Below are 14,552 nucleotides of genomic sequence, written 5' to 3' on the forward strand. Positions count from 1 at the left end.
ATCGGTCATTGGGGTCCGGCCGCCCTTCCTGGAAGCCGGTCGAAGAACCGCCCGAGCACATAGCTGGGCACCGCCGTGATGGCGATCATCAGCAGGGCGAACGGAGCGGCCTGCCCGTAGGCGAGGTTCTGCTGGTAGTTCCAGAACTGCGTGGCGAGCGTCTGCACCCCGGTCGGCACCAGGATCAGGGTAGCGGTCAGCTCGGTCACCGCCGAGAGGAAGACCAGGCAGAAGGCGGCCGCGAGCCCCGGCGCGACCAGCGGGCGGGTCACCCGCCAGAGCACCGCGAGCCGTCCGAGGCCGAGGGAGTGCGCCACCTCCTCCAGCCCCGGCGGGGCCTGGGCCACCGAGGCGCGGACGCCGACCAGGGCCAGCGGGAAGAACATGATGGCGTAGGTCACCACCAGCATCGGCGCCGTCTGGTACCAGACGCCGCCCGCGTAGGTCTCGCTGAAGTAGGTCAGCGACAGCGCGATGACCAGCCCCGGCATGGCCAGTACCAGGTAGTTGCCGCGCTCCAGCAGCCGCCGCAGCCGGCCGTCGTGGCGTACCGCGAGCACTCCGACCGGCAGCGCCATGACGGTGGCCAGCGCGGCGGCGGAGCCGCTGTAGAGGGCGGTGTGCCAGGTCGCGTCGGCCAGGGAGTCACCGGTGAACGGGTGCTGCGTCCCGGTGACCCACCAGTAGACGGCGGAACCGACCGGGACGCCCAGCGCCAGCGCGGCCAGCAGCGCCAGGGCGGCCAGCGCCGGGAGGGTCCACCAGCCCAGGTGGTGGCGGCCGGTACTGCGCTGCGCGCCGCGGTCCACCCGGCTGCCGCGGCTGCGGCCACGCAGCGCGGACTCCCCGGCGAGGACCAGCAGGCCCAGCACGATGAGCACCAGCGACAGCGCCGAGGCGGTGGGGATGTTGAAGGACACCGAGAACTCGGTGAAGATCTCGGTGGTGAAGGTCTGGTAGCCGAGGATCTCGAAGGCGCCGTACTCGGCCAGCAGGCCCAGGGCGACCAGCAGGCAGCCGCCGAGGACGGCGACCCGGGCCTGGCGCAGCGTCACCCGCCAGAAGGTGCGCAGCCGGCCGAGCCCGAGGTTCATCGCCACCTCCTCCAGCGCCGGGTCGGCGTTGCGCAGGCTGGCCGCCACCGGCAGGTAGACCAGCGGGTAGACCGACAGGGTCATCACCAGCACCGCGCCCTGGAAGCCGGACACGTCGGTGCTGAGCGAGGCCCAGCCGAAGCTGATGACGAAGTCGGGGATGGCCAGCGGCACGACCAGCAGCACGGCCCAGAACCGGCGGCCGGGCAGGTCGGTCCGCTCCACCAGCCAGGCGGCCCCGGTGCCGATCACCGCGCACAGGGCGGTGACGACGACGGTGAGGCGGACGGTGTTCCACAGCAGTTGGCCGGTGAGCGGCCGGTCGATCAGCGAGAGCACCTTGGACAGGCCCGCGCCCTGCGCCTCGACCAGCAGGAACACCAGCGGCATCAGCAGGACCAGGGTCACCAGGGCGCTGACGGCGAGCAGCACGGTGGGGGGCCGGGAGCCGCGCCGACGCCAGGACCGGCCGGAGGGCCGGTCCTGGGAGCCGCCGACCGGGTCGGCCGGGTCGGCCGAGACGACCCGGCCGGCCCCGGTCAGCGAGGTCACAGCAGTCCCGCCTGGCCGAGCAGCGAGATGGCGTTGGAGCCGTCACCGAGTTCGGGGATGGTGATCGGGTTGGGCTGGAGCTGCGAGAACGGCGTCTCCGGCGCGGTGGTCTGCACCCCGTCGTCGAGCGGGTACTCGTAGCTGATCGAGTGCGCGATGATCTCCTGGCCCTGCCTGGACACCAGGAAGGCCACGAACTTCTGCGCGGCGGCCTGGTTCTTGGAGGACTTCAGCACGCCCGCGCCGGAGATGTCCAGCACATAGCCGGGGTCCTGCGGGGCGAAGTAGGCGATCTTGGAGTGCATCGCGCCGGAGCCGAGCTCGGCCTGCATCCGGTACCAGTAGTACTGGTTGACGACGCCGAAGGCCGCCGCGCCGCGGTTCACCTCGTCCGCGATGGTCTCGTTGTCGGGGTAGACCCGGGAGCCGGCGTTGGCCTTGATGCCCTCCAGCCAGGACAGCGCCTTGGCCTGGCCATAGGTGTGGGCGACCGAGGTGACGATGGGCTGGAAGTCGGTCTCGCCCGCCGCGAAGGCCAGCTTGCCCTTGTACTGCGGGTCGGCGAGCTGCAGCACCGACGTCGGCAGCTGCGACTCGCTGATCAGGCTCGGATTGTAGATGAGCACGCTCACCCGGGCCGAGATGCCCTCCCAGTCGCCCGCGGTGGAGTTGTACTTGCTGGGCGTGACGGCCAGGGTGCTCTGGTCGAGCGGCGCCAGCAGGCCCTTGTTCTGCAGGTAGTCCAGGGCCGGCGAGTTCTCGGTGTAGAAGACGTCCGCACGCGGGTGCTTCGCCTCGGTGACGATCTCGTCGGCGAAGGTGTCCTCGTCGTTGTAGCGGACGTTGACCTTGATGCCGGTCTGCTGCTCGAACGCGGTGACCAGGGACTGGGTGGTCTGCTCGTGCTGGCCGCTGTAGAGGGTGATCGACCCCTTGGAGGCGGCGGACGAGGAGCCGCCGCAGGCGGTCAGCGTGGTGCCCGCGAGGCCGACGACGGCCGCGACGGTGAGGATCCGCAGGGCGGGGGTACGGAGGGTGGTCACGAGGCTGCTCCCGGGCACAGGGCGTTGACGGCATCTTGGGCCTTGGCCACCGCGATGGCGTCCGCGGGAGCCGCACTGACACTGGCGGTGCTGAACGCCTGGTAGGCGGAGTCGAGTTGGCTGACGGCCTGCTGCACGGCCGAGTCGGAGAGCTTCAGCTGCTGCAGCGGCAGCACCTGGGCCTGGGCGTAGCCCACCGAGTCGGCGTCCGCGTCCGGGCCGTCGGCGAGCACATCGCCGACCTGGAGGCAGGCCTGCTGCCTGGCCGTACCCTGCAGCGCGGAGGCGGACGACGAGGCGGAGGACGAGGACGAGGAACCGCACGCCGCCAGACCTGCGGTGGCGAGCACCACGCAGGCGACCAGCGCCAGCGGCCTCGCCGTCCTCGCGAGCTGGAGTGGGACTTTAGCGGACACGTTGACGAGTCTCCTTCAAATACCGGGAACAGGGCGGGTGGTGGGCGCCGGGCGGTCAGCCGAGCAGGGTCCGGCCGATCCAGTCGCCCGGACCGGTGGCCCCCGGCGGGATCGCGAACACGGCGCTGGCGGTGTGGGTGGTGAACTGGTTGAGCGCGTCCGCCTCGGCCATCCGGCCGAAGACCGGGACGAAGGCGGCGCGGGGGTCCTTCTGGTAGCCCAGGAACAGCAGCCCCGCGTCGTACTCCAGCGCCTGCCGCCACGGGGGCCAGCGCTCGACGAACGGTGTCGTGCCGTTGTTGTAGGAGAAGCCGCGCCGCACGATCACCGCGCCGTTGTTGGACGCGGGCGCGGCCAGCCGCACATGCGCGTCGGAGGCGATGACCAGGTCGCCGTCGGCGTCGCGCCGGTCCAGGTCCAGCGGGGCGAACTCGTCGGTGCCGCCCGGCAGCGCGCCGTTCAGCTTCTGCCGGCCGATCACCTGCTCCTGCAGGTTGGGGGCCAGCCGGTCCCAGTGCTCCAGGGTGATCCGGATCCGCCGGTACACCGCGTAGCTGCCGCCCTGCATCCAGCCCGGGCCCTCGGAGCCCGCCCACAGCACGGCGTCGGGGTCGGTGGGCGGGTGGGCGTTGGAGTTGACCGTCCCGTCCTTGAAGCCCATCAGGTTGCGCGGCGTACCGCCCTGGTTGTCCGGGGAGAAGCCGAGCTGGGTCCAGCGCAGCGTGGCCACGTCCGGAGCGATCCGGGCGATGCTGCGGACCGCGTGGAAGGCCACCTGCGGGTCGTCCGCGCAGGCCTGCAGGAAGAGGTCGCCGTCGCTGTCGCCGGCGACCAGCTCGTCACCGGAGAAGTGCGGCAGCTCGACCAGCGCGGCGGGCAGTTGCCTGCCGATCCCGAACCGGCTGCTGCCGTCGGCCGCGGTGAACAGCGAGCGGCCGAAGCCCACGGTGAGGGTGAGCCGGGAGGCGTCGAGGCCGTAGGCCTCCAGCGAGTCGTCCGTGGTCGAGCCGCCGGTGGCGTCGGCGTAGGCGTCGCTGCTCGCGCCGTTCGAGGGGCTGTAGATGGGGACGGTGACGGACTGGCCCTGGGCCAGTTCCGCGCCCAGCCGGGTCCATGCCTTCAGCAGCGCGATCAGGTCGGCCCGGTTGTCGCTGGTGAGGTCGAACGAGGCCAGCACCACCTGCCGCTGGGTGTCCGTCAGAATGCCCGACTGGTGCGCCCCGTAGAACGGTTCCGTGTTGGTGGTGCTGCCGGAGGAGCCGGCGATGGCGGGTTCGGCGAAGCCGCCGACGACTCCGCCGCCCACGACGCCCGCACCGACCAGCAGTCCGCCGCGCAGCACGGCCCGGCGGCCGGGGCGCGCCCACGGGTCGTCGGCCGACGACGGGTCGGCAGCGGTTGCCATGGTTTCGGGCTCGGGCTGCTGCGGTTGCTCCGCCCCGGCCGCAGGGGTCTGCTCGTCAGCCATCAGTGCAACAGCTCCAGGGTGTTGGTGGCGTCGTTCACGAACAGCACGCCGGTCCCGGCCTGGTCCACCACCACGTCGAACAGGTCGCCGTTGCCGGGCGGGTCCTGGCCGATGTCGTCGTCCGCGTAGTACTCGCCGACCTGCTTGCCGGCCGGGGTGATCTCGACGACCTTGCCGTTCCGGGAGTTGGCGGCCAGCAGGTCGCCGTCCGGGGCCAGGGCCAGGCCCAGCGGGTCGGCCAGCTGGCCGCCCTCGCTCAGCGTGGTGCCGGCGCCCGCCGACGTGGTCCGGCTCAGCGCGTCCGGGACGGTCGCGATCCGGTTTCCGAGGTTGTCCGCCACATAGAGCGTTCCGGAGGACCCGAGCGCCAGGCCGGTCGGGCCCTTGACGAACGCGGCGGCGTCCGGAGCCTCCGGGAGACCGCTCGCCACCTGGGTCTCCGCCGTCACCTTCGGCGGGGTGGTGGCGGTCTGCGACAGCGTGAGCCGGACGACGTCGCCCTGGTCGACGGTCGAGGCGGTGTTCGCCCCGACACCGATCAGGGTGTTGCTGACGAACAGCGTGGCCGTGTCGCCGTCGTCCTGGACCGTGGCGTCCCAGGGGCCGTCCAGGTAGGAGCCCGCGATGGTGCCGGCCAGCTTCCCGGTCGGCGAAAGGACCAGCAGACAGCCGGCACCGGCGGTGTCCAGCTTGCCGTCGGTGCTGGGCAGGCTGCCGACGATCACCCAGCCGGTCTTCAGCTGCACCATCGCGGTGGTCAGCCCCACCCCACCGGTGCACCCCGGCACGGTGCTGGGCAGGCTGGCGAACACGCTCTGGCCGCCACCGACGTGCATGTCCACGATGGTGGTGCCGGTGCCCTGGTTGTTCGACGAGTTGTTGAAGTCGTCGACCAGCACGTCGCCCGAGGTCACCGAGCCGACGGTCCGGGTCACCGGCCAGATGGCATAGGGGTTGATGTCCCCGTTGGGCGGAGTCGTCGACCCGATGACGCTCTCGTTGTCCTTGCCGGCCAGGAACGACCCCGGCGACGGCTGGAGGGAGGCCTCCGCTGCCTTCTCCTCGGCTGCGTACTGCGGGTTCGCCGGCGCACCGGCCTGCGTGCCGCTCAGTCCCGCCGGGGCAGCCGCACTCGAACTGCCGGAGCTGCAGGCGGCGGTGGACAGACCGAAGGCCGCGAGTACGGAAAGAGCGACCGATGTACGTACCCACCGGGGTGGCAGCGGAGGGATGCGCATGCCGGGGACTCCTTTGATCTGCTGGTCTGCCGCGAGCAGCCCCACTGGCGGCTCCGATGATGGTTAGGTTCACCTAAGTAAGGTTTGCCTAGCTTAAGCACCCCGGCCCGAGCTCTACAAGATGGCCGCACAACCACACCGAGCACCGCGGCATTTTCCTGAATCATCGTCACAACCTGCCGACGACAGCGCCTTTGGCGAAATCCGGGAACCGGGACGGTCGGCCGCGGCGGATGCACCCACTCTCACCTGCGCGGGCATTGTCCGCATATGCCCCGAAACCGATGGGATCAGCTCCGTATACGTCATAGTGCCGCTCATACAAGACTCTTAATAAGTGGCGTCGGTACAACGGGGCGGGCCTGGTCAGTCGCCGCCGGAGACCGACCGCTCCCCGCTCGACGCCGGCGCCGCCGCCGTCGTCGGCATGTGGTTCATGATCGAGGCGCAGCCGAGCGGTGCGGTCGACGCCGTCCTGGCCGGACGGGCCGGACGGCTGCGTCCGTCGCGCTGAGCCTGCGTCAAATGGCGGAGCGCGCGACTTCTTACGGACTGCGAACGCGTTCCGGCGGAACGGGAATCCGGGCCGATTCTGGCTTACGGTCAATTCACCGGTCGCCGGCGGGAATGCGATTCCGCCGCGGACCGGAATTCTGCCGCCCCGCCCTACCCAGGGGGATTTTCCGATGAAGTCGATCATGCGTACCGTCCGTGTCGCCGCCGCCGTCGCGGTCGCCACCGCCGCCACCGCGCTGGGCGCGGGTCCCGCACTGGCCGCGGCCCCGGCCGCGGTGTCCACCCCGGTCACCGCACCCGCCGCCGCCCAGGCGGGCCCGGAATCCGCGGTTTTCGTCCAGACCGACAACCCGGCCGGCAACGCCGTCGTCGCCTACCACCGGGGCGCCGACGGCCGACTGCACCAGGCCGGGGTCTACCGCACCGGCGGCAAGGGCGGGGTCCTGGCCGGCTCGATGGTGGACCACCTCGCCTCGCAGGGCTCGCTCGCCTACGACGCGGCCCACCACCTGCTCTACGTGGTCAACGCCGGCAGCGACACCGTCAGCGTGTTCGCCGTCGACGGCGACCGGCTGCACCGCACCCAGGTCATCGGCTCCGGCGGGTCGTTCCCGGTCAGCATCGCCGTCCACGACAACCTGGTCTACGTCGCCAACGCGCTCGGCGGCGGTTCGATCCAGGGCTTCGTCCGGGAGGGCCGGGGCCTGGTCCGGATCCCGGTCTGGAAGCGCGAGCTGGGCCTGAACCCGACGGCCACGCCGCAGTTCACCCACACCCCCGGACAGGTCTCGTTCACCCCGAACGGCGACGCGCTGGTGGTCACCACCAAGGCGGGCGGCAACAGTGTGGACGTGTTCCCGCTGGGACGCTTCGACGCCCTCTCGACCACGCCGGTGGTGAACGCCCTGCCCGGCGCGGTGCCCTTCGGCTTCACCTTCGACCGGGCCGGACGGCTGGCGGTCACCGAGGCCGGCACCAACTCGCTGGCCGTCTTCGACCTCGGCCGCAACGGCCGGATCCACCCGGTCGACTCGGCCGCGACCATGCAGACGGCGACCTGCTGGGTGGTCCGCACCGGCGACCACTACTACGCCTCCAACGCCGGCAGCGCCAGCCTCAGCGGTTTCCGCGAGGGCCCGCACGGCCGGCTGACCGCCCTCGGCAACACCGCCACCGACCCCGGCACGGTGGACGCGGCGGCCTCGCCCGACGGCCGTGACGTCTATGTGCAGACCGGCGGCCGGGGCGTCGTCGACGAGTTCCGGGTGAACCCGAACGGCTCGCTCACCGAGATCGACTCGGCGACGGTGCCCGGCGGGGTCGGCGGCGAGGGCATCGTCGTCGCCTGACCCGGCAGACCGCAGACGGCGGGACTCCCGCAGCCACGGCCGTCGGGCCGGGCTGCGGGAGTCCCGCCGCTCGACTACCGGGTCACAGCACGGTGCTCAGGGTGAACGACTGGGTCGCCGTCCCCGCCGTGCTCTTCGCCGTGAAGACCAGCTTGTAGCTGCCGAGCAGCGCGATCGTGGTGCCGGAGATGGTCGCGGTGCCGTTGCTGCCGGAGGTGAAGACCAGGCCCGAGGGCAGCGCCCCGGACTCGGTGATCGTCGCCGCCGGGAAGCCGGTGGTCTTGACCGTGAAGCTGAACGGCACGATCCCCAGCGCGGTGGCCGAGTTGGCGGTGGTGAAGGCGGGCGCCTGGTCCACCGTCAGCGACAGCGCCTGGGTGGTGCTGCCGACGGCGTTCTTCGCGGTCAGCGTCAGCGGGTAGACGCCGCCGGTCCCGGCCGCCGGGGTACCGGACAGGGTCGCCGTGCCGTTGCCGTTGTCCTTGAAGACCACCCCGGACGGCAGGGCGCCGGCCTCGGTGAGCGCGATCGGCGCGGTGCCGGTGGTGGTCACCGTGAAGCTGCCCGCCGCGCCGGTGGCCAGGGTCGCGGTGCTGGCACTGGTGATCACCGGTCCGGTGGACTGGGTGACGGTGACGGTCAGCGCCAGCGTGCCGCTGCCGGAGGCGTTGGTCGCGGTCAGCGTGACCGGGTAGCTGCCGGCCGAACCCGGGGCCGCCGTACCGGCGATGGTCCCGGTGCCGTTGCCGTTGTCCCGGAAGCTCAGCCCGGACGGCAGGGTGCCGCTCTCGGTCAGCGCGGGGGCGGGGTAGCCGGTGCTGGTCACCGGGTAGGTGCCGGCCGTGCCGGTGGAGAAGGCCGCGGTGGCGGCGCTGGTGACGGTCGGCGTCTGCGAGACGGTGAGGCTGAAGCTCTGGGTCGCCGAACCGGTGGCATTGGTCGCGGTGATCGACAGCGGATAGCTGCCTCCGCCGGCGGCCGCCGGAGTGCCGGCCAGGGTCGCGGTGCCGTCGCCGTTGTCGGTGAAGGTCACCCCGGCGGGCAGCGCCCCGGACTCCTTCAGCGCCGGGACCGGAAGTCCGGTGGTGGTGACCGTGGTGGTGAAGGCCACTCCGGCGGTGGCGGCGGCGGTCGCCGCGCTGGTGATCGCCGGGGCGGTGTTCTGCTGCAGCACGGTGGAGCCGCTGCCCGCCACCGAGGTCCAGCCGGAGAGCGTGCCGCCGTAGGCCGAGCCGAAGGCCGCGCCGTCGACGGTGGTCCCGGTCGGGGCGGTGACCGGCACCGACACCGCCGAGGTGCCGGAGTTGGCGATGGTCACCGCGCCATTGGTCTCCGAGGCGGTCACCGAGCCGGCCGACTGCGCCGCGGACCAGGCCGTCTGCTCGCCCAGGACGTCGCCGATCGCGCCCAGCGTCAGCTGCTGGTACGGGGTCTCACTGCTGAAGTAGCTGTCGTAGTCCGCCAGCAGCGGGTTGAGCACCGAGTAGAGCAGGCCGTCGCCGGTGCGGTCGTTGGTGGTCGGCGGCGTCCCGCTGGTGGCCGGGCCGGCCGGGGGCGCGCCGATGATGTTGGTCTGGTGGACGTAGCTCGGCCGGGGGTCGTTGCTGAGCATGTTGGTCAGCATCCCGGAGACCACGCTGTCCACGATGTCGGCGAAGGTGGCCGGTGCGGTCTCGCAGGTGGTGGTGGAACTGGCGACGCAGGTCCCGCCCAGGGACGGCGGCTCGTACAGGGTGTTGTACTCGTCCACCTCCTGGGCCTCGGTCGAGGCGTTGTAGTAGATGTTGATCGGGTGCCGGGGCACGACCTGCGAGGTGCCGTCCAGGAACGGCTGGGAGGCGGCGTAGGTGGAGCCGCTGTAGCTCGCGCCGATGCCGAACTGGGTGTCGGGCGGGTTGGGGTAGACCTTCGAGGCGTCGTCGCCGACGTCCTTGATGCCGACCGCCTCCAGCGCCGGGATGAAGTACGGGTTCTGCTCCCAGGCCGACTCGTCCGCGTTCTCGGTGGTCGGCGGGGTCCAGCCGGCGGGCTGCGGGGTGCCGGCCGCACCGGTGTCGGTGTAGCTCAGCTCCTTCTCGCCGCCGCCGGTGACGTCGGTGGTCGACGCCGGGTCGCCCGAGCTGTTGTCCGGCAGCGTCGCCGAGTCCGGGGTGGACATGGTGTCGATCAGCGACCAGCTGTTGCTGCCCGCGACCTCACGGTAGATCAGGTAGTCCGAGGCGTGGCAGATGGCCTCCATCTGCAGGTCCACCGAGCCGCCGGAGCCGACCGTGATCGGCGCGGTGACATAGGCCGCCGACTGACCGGCGCTGGGCGAGTCGGTGAACTGGTCGGTCACCGCGTACTCGTAGCTGCCCGCCGCCAGGGTGCCGGTGGCGGATCCGGCGTCGGCCTCGTCCAGGTCCGGCGGGTCGACCGTGGCCGGGTTGCCCGGGACCAGGTCGGCGAAGCCGGAGTGGTTGCCGGGGACGAAGACCTGCGGGTTCTCGTAGCCCAGCGCCTGGCCGGCGTCGGTGCTCTCGGTCAGGCCGAGGCCGCCGGTGCCCGGGGTGGAGCCGGGCTTGGCCGCCGCCCAGCCGGTGTTCTCGTTGAGCTCGGCCTCGATGTAGTTCTGGGTCGCGCAGCCGACGTCCAGGTACGGGGTGTCGTAGGTGTGGCTGAGCCAGCCGAAGTCGTCGGCGTAGGGCTTGCCGGTGGCCGGGTCGGTCTTCTGGAACTCCGCCAGCACCGGGTCGGCGCCGGAGTTGTCGGCCTGGAACTCGACGCTGCCGCCGCCGTTGAACAGCTGCTCCATCCGGAAGTCGTTGGCCTGCGACCACTTGGCCGCGTAGTCGACGTCGGTCGCCTGCATCCGCAGGGCGTCGGCGTCGGCGTAGTCGATGGTGTGGGTGGCGGTGTCCCAGGCGTCGTCCGGGGTGAAGGTGTCGTCGATGTCCATCTCGACGTAGTTGCGGTACTCGCCCAGGTGCAGCCCGCCGGTGACCCAGTCGACCAGCCCCGGCGCCAGCAGCAGCCACTGGATCTGCGCGGCGTTGTAGTCGAAGCCCAGCGAGAGCTCGGCGACGCCGGCCTGGGCGTCGGTGCTCGGGTGCTGGTAGACGGCGGCGAGGATGCCCCCGGCCGAGTTCTCCAGCCAGGGGGTGACCGGTGCGCCCGCGGTGGCGGTCGCCGGGTAGCCGTAGGAGCCGGTCCCGAACGGCACCGTGCCCTTGAGCTCCGGCAGGGCCAGCAGCCCGGCCGGGGTGAGCTGGGCGCTGGTGCCGTCGAGCGCCCCGGCGCTGCTGTCGGTCAGCCCCAGCGCGGGGTTCGGGTAGCTGTACCCGTCGATCTGCCGGACGCCGAAGGACGACTCGTAGGCGTCCAGCGCGGTCAGCTGCCCGGCGGCGAAGTCCGCCGGCGAGTCGGCGATCACCACGCCGTTGTAGTACCCCTGGCTGCCGCTGGACAGCGCGGGCAGCGCCACCGTCTCGCTCCCGGCCGTCCCCGCGCCGTCGACCTCGGTGTACGGCACGCCCTCGGTGGTGAGCGCGGACTCCCAGGCGGCGGTCGTCGGATCGGACGCCCCTCCCCCGACGCCGCCGACCAGTAAGACCTTCAGATCGAGCTGCTGCGACGTCGCGGCGACCGCCGGCGACGCGGCGAGCGGCGCGGCGGCCCCCGCCGCCGCCAGCAGAGTGGCGGTGGCCAATACGGCCGTCCACCCTCTCTTCCCCTGCCTCATTACCTGACCCTCCCTTGGCAAAAACCTCAGCAGCCTCACTCGGCTGCGGCGCCAGAATGGCAGGCGCTGGCGGTCATGCACGGTGGTTGTGGAGAGTCTGTGGCAGAAGCCCCGAGATATCCGAACACCTGTCCTTTTCAACGCTCGCCGTACGAACGAGAAAAGCCCGTGCGGGTGATTCCCGGGGAATCACCCGCACGGGCGGGGTGACGATGTACTTGCGTCAGGACCTCAGGAGGCCGGTCCACTGACGAGGGTGACCGTCGCGCTCCGGCTCGCGCCGGTGTTGTCGGTCCAGCCGACGGAGACCCGGTCGCCCGGCTTGTGACCGGCCATCAGCGTGCTCAGCGCATTGGCACTGGCCACCGGCTGACCGCCGAGCGAGGTGATCACGTCGCCCTCGGCGATGCCGATCTGCGCCGCCGGGGTGCTCGGGATCACGCCCGCGACCAGCGCGCCCGCGCTCGCCCCGTCGCCCGAGCCCTGGCCGCCGCCGCTGGTCACCGAGGAGATCTGCACGCCCAGGAAGGCGGTGGCCCCCAGGTGCACGGCGGTGCTCGCCGTGCCCGCGACGATCTGCTGGGCGACCGGCAGGGCGGTGTCGATCGGGATGGCGAAGCCCTGGGTGGCCTGCTGCCCGCCCTGGTCGGACTGGCCGCCCTGGTCGGACTGGCCGCCCTGACCGGACTGGCCGGCGAAGCCGGTGGACGCCGAGCCGGCGGTGTCCATGCCGATCACCGCGCCGGAGGCGTCGACCAGCGGACCGCCGGAGTCGCCCGGCTGGACGTCCGCGTTCACCTGGATCATTCCGGTGAGCTGCTCGGAGGTGCCGGAGGACTCGTCACTGGCCGTGATCGACTGGTTCAGGGCGGTCACGCTGCCGGGTGCGGCCGTCGGAGTGAGACCGGTGCCGCCGGCGTTGCCGATGGCCGTCACCGGGTCGCCGACCTTGACCGTCGACGAGTCGCCCAGCTGGGCGGTGGACAGCCCGGAGGCGTTGGCGAGCTGGAGAACCGCCAGGTCGGCGCTGCGGTCGTAGCCGACCACGGTCGCGGTGTAGGTGCGGCCGTTGCCGATGTCGGTGGCGGTGATCGTGGTCGCCCCGTCGATGACGTGGTTGTTGGTCAGCACCTCGCCCGAGGAGGTGACCACGATGCCGGTCCCGGCCGCCTGCATGTCCTGGTAACCGAGCGTGGTGTTGATGTCGACCAGCTCCGGGTCCACCTTGGCGGCGACGCCGGTGCCGGAGGTGCTGGTCCCGCCCCCGGTCCCGCCGCTGGTCCCGGTGCCGCCGCCGGTTCCGGTGCCGCCGGTGGAGTTGCCGGGCGGGCTGTAGGGGTAGTTCGGTCCCCCGGGGTTGACCGCAGGGACCACGGAGGCCGCCGTCGGCCGCCAGAAGGTGTGGTCGATGCCGATCCCGGCCGCCATCGCCAGCACCACCACCAGCAGCAGCGCCAGCAGGTTCCGCACCGGGTGCCGGCGCGGCGCCGGGTACGCGTACGGGTAGGCGCCGCCGGGCGGCACGTAGGGCGGCGGCGGCTGGTCGGGCATCGGCGCGGACGTGGGCGGCGGGTAGTCGGGCATCGGCGGCAGCGGCCGGGTCGGCCGGTCGTCCGCGCCCATGTCGCCGGGTACGCCGCCGTACGGCGTCCCTGGTCCCTGGTTTCCGGTCATGACAGCCCCCAAGAGGGTCCGATCCGCACGGGTATCTGCGGCTCTGCTCCCTTCCCATCATGAGAGCCGCAGGGGTGGGCCACCATCAGAATCGGATGAGATAACCGCCCGCGCGGATGAGTTCCCAGGTGGAGCCGTGCGGATCCGCGCCGCAGGGCGGCCGGGAAGGTCACGGACCGCAGGCGGCCGCCAGCCGGTCGGAGACCACCTGCGGCCAGGCGGTGCGGGCGGCGACGGACACCGCGCCGGTCAGCATGGCGGCGTCGCCCAGCCGGGAGATCCGGACCAGTGGCGGGAAGGGGGCCAGTCGGGGCAGCCGGGCCCGGATCGGTTCGAGCAGCACGTCGCCGTTGAGGCCGATCTCGCCGCCGAGAACCACCAGCGGCACGTCCACCACCTGCGCGATCATCGCGATGGTGGCGGCGATCCGGCGGGCCTCCTCGCCGACCAGCTGCAGCGCGAGCGGCCGACCCGCCTTGGCCTCGGTGAACACCTCCTGGACGGTCGGCAGCCGGCGCGGTCCGTCCACCCCGGCGCGGGCCGCCTCCGCCCGGTAGCGCGAGGCGATGCGCTTCTGCAGGGCGTCCCCGGCGGGGCTGCCGACCGCGAAGGAGCGATGGGCCGGGAAGTCGACCTCTCCGGCCGCGCCGTGGTGGCCGCGGCGCAGCTTCCCGTCCAGGACCAGGCCCGCGCCCGCACCGGAGCCGACCGAGAGGAAGGCGAAGTCCTCCCACTCGGCGCCCCCGCCGTGGCGCAGTTCGCCGAGCGCGGCCAGATTGACGTCGTTGTCGACCTCCAGCGGACCCGGCAGCACCGTCCGCAGGGCGGCGACCAGCGGAGTGCCCTCCAGCCTCGGTTCGTTGCTGACCATCAGCACCTGGGTGGCGGGGTCGACGATCCCGGCCACGGCGACGACCGTGGCGGCGGTGGCCCCGGGGCCGGTCGGCGCCTGCGCCACCAGCCGGGCCCGGACCGTCGCCAGGATGCCGAGCAGGGTCTCGGCGTCGTCGCTGTCGCGGGGGTGGTCGTACCGGGCGCGGACGCTGCCGTCGAGGTCGGCCACGGCCCCCCGGACCCAGTTGCTGCCGATGTCGATCCCCAGCACGTGCCCGAGGTCCGCCACCGGCTCGAAGAAGACCGCGCCGTAGTGCAGTTCGCCCTCGGGACGCGGGGCCTCACGGACCAGTCCGGCGTCCAGCAGGGTCTCGATGGCGTGGTTGGCGGTGGGCTTGGACATGCCCAGCCGGCGGGCCACCTCGGCCCGGGAGAGCTTCCGCCCGGAGCACAGCGCGTCCAGAACGCTGCGGGCGTTCATGGTCCGGAGCGTCGCCAGGTTGGCGCTTTTGGCGGTCATCCCCGGAGTCTAGGGTCGCCCGGCGCCGGGACGGCGTCCGGTCGCTGCCCCTCCGGGTCCGACCCGGTTGACCAGGCACGGCCGACCGGACCGGTGTAGCTGACGCCAGGTCAGACACCCGACCGTG

10 protein-coding genes are annotated in these 14,552 nt (G+C 72.2%); 2 read left to right on the plus strand and 8 right to left on the minus strand.

The genetic code is table 11. The annotated features are described in order from the left end of the window. Positions 1-5: 5 nt before the first annotated feature. The 5 genes from BS75_RS18550 to BS75_RS18570 are packed head-to-tail and all read right to left on the minus strand — an operon-like array spanning position 6 to position 5,811. Entirely contained in the window at positions 6-1,646 is a 1,641-nt protein-coding gene (locus tag BS75_RS18550) for an ABC transporter permease (RefSeq protein ID WP_197091948.1), read from the minus strand. Next, the gene (locus tag BS75_RS18555; RefSeq protein WP_034089048.1) at positions 1,643-2,689 is read right to left on the minus strand and encodes an extracellular solute-binding protein; all 1,047 of its coding nucleotides are present in this window, start codon (positions 2,687-2,689) and stop codon (positions 1,643-1,645) included. Before BS75_RS18555 ends, BS75_RS18550 begins: the two co-directional genes overlap by 4 nt. Beyond that, a complete protein-coding gene (locus BS75_RS49360; RefSeq protein ID WP_160312268.1) occupies positions 2,686-3,105 on the minus strand; it encodes a hypothetical protein in 420 nt (139 codons plus the stop codon). Before BS75_RS49360 ends, BS75_RS18555 begins: the two co-directional genes overlap by 4 nt. A gap of 55 nt (positions 3,106-3,160) precedes the next feature. Beyond that, on the minus strand, positions 3,161-4,573 hold the full coding sequence (locus tag BS75_RS18565; protein ID WP_231607823.1) for a Dyp-type peroxidase: 1,413 nt from the start codon (positions 4,571-4,573) through the stop codon (positions 3,161-3,163). Continuing rightward, positions 4,573-5,811 carry an NHL repeat-containing protein gene (locus BS75_RS18570; RefSeq protein WP_152645907.1) on the minus strand — a complete coding sequence of 413 codons (1,239 nt, stop codon included), beginning with the start codon at positions 5,809-5,811 and terminating at the stop codon, positions 4,573-4,575. The genes BS75_RS18565 and BS75_RS18570 overlap by 1 nt, the downstream gene beginning before the upstream one ends. A 337-nt stretch (positions 5,812-6,148) precedes the next feature. Between BS75_RS18570 and BS75_RS48325 the strand changes: the two genes are divergently transcribed. Beyond that, a complete protein-coding gene (locus tag BS75_RS48325; protein WP_156164267.1) occupies positions 6,149-6,325 on the plus strand; it encodes a hypothetical protein in 177 nt (58 codons plus the stop codon). 184 nt (positions 6,326-6,509) lie between these two features. After that, positions 6,510-7,676 carry a lactonase family protein gene (locus BS75_RS18575; RefSeq protein WP_042438274.1) on the plus strand — a complete coding sequence of 389 codons (1,167 nt, stop codon included), beginning with the start codon at positions 6,510-6,512 and terminating at the stop codon, positions 7,674-7,676. An 82-nt stretch (positions 7,677-7,758) separates the two neighbouring features. Here the strand turns inward: BS75_RS18575 and BS75_RS18580 are convergent, their stop codons facing one another. From BS75_RS18580 to BS75_RS18590, 3 genes are all read right to left on the minus strand, one after another. Continuing rightward, positions 7,759-11,364 carry a putative Ig domain-containing protein gene (locus tag BS75_RS18580; RefSeq protein ID WP_034089051.1) on the minus strand — a complete coding sequence of 1,202 codons (3,606 nt, stop codon included), beginning with the start codon at positions 11,362-11,364 and terminating at the stop codon, positions 7,759-7,761. Positions 11,365-11,628: 264 nt separating this feature from the next. Further along, entirely contained in the window at positions 11,629-13,071 is a 1,443-nt protein-coding gene (locus BS75_RS18585) for a S1C family serine protease (RefSeq protein WP_197091949.1), read from the minus strand. A gap of 169 nt (positions 13,072-13,240) precedes the next feature. Continuing rightward, positions 13,241-14,425 carry an ROK family transcriptional regulator gene (locus BS75_RS18590; protein ID WP_034089052.1) on the minus strand — a complete coding sequence of 395 codons (1,185 nt, stop codon included), beginning with the start codon at positions 14,423-14,425 and terminating at the stop codon, positions 13,241-13,243. Positions 14,426-14,552 lie beyond the last annotated feature (127 nt).

The organism is Streptacidiphilus albus JL83 (assembly GCF_000744705.1).
Lineage (GTDB): Bacteria > Actinomycetota > Actinomycetes > Streptomycetales > Streptomycetaceae > Streptacidiphilus > Streptacidiphilus albus.

Bases quoted from the DNA above. Each gene is read 5' to 3' on its own strand.
- BS75_RS18585 (WP_197091949.1), bottom strand. From the start codon at position 13,071: ATGACCGGAAACCAGGGACCAGGGACGCCGTACGGCGGCGTACCCGGC.
- BS75_RS18590 (WP_034089052.1), bottom strand. From the start codon at position 14,425: ATGACCGCCAAAAGCGCCAACCTGGCGACGCTCCGGACCATGAACGCC.
- BS75_RS18570 (WP_152645907.1), bottom strand. From the start codon at position 5,811: ATGCGCATCCCTCCGCTGCCACCCCGGTGGGTACGTACATCGGTCGCT.
- BS75_RS18575 (WP_042438274.1), top strand. From the start codon at position 6,510: ATGCGTACCGTCCGTGTCGCCGCCGCCGTCGCGGTCGCCACCGCCGCC.
- BS75_RS18565 (WP_231607823.1), bottom strand. From the start codon at position 4,573: ATGGCTGACGAGCAGACCCCTGCGGCCGGGGCGGAGCAACCGCAGCAG.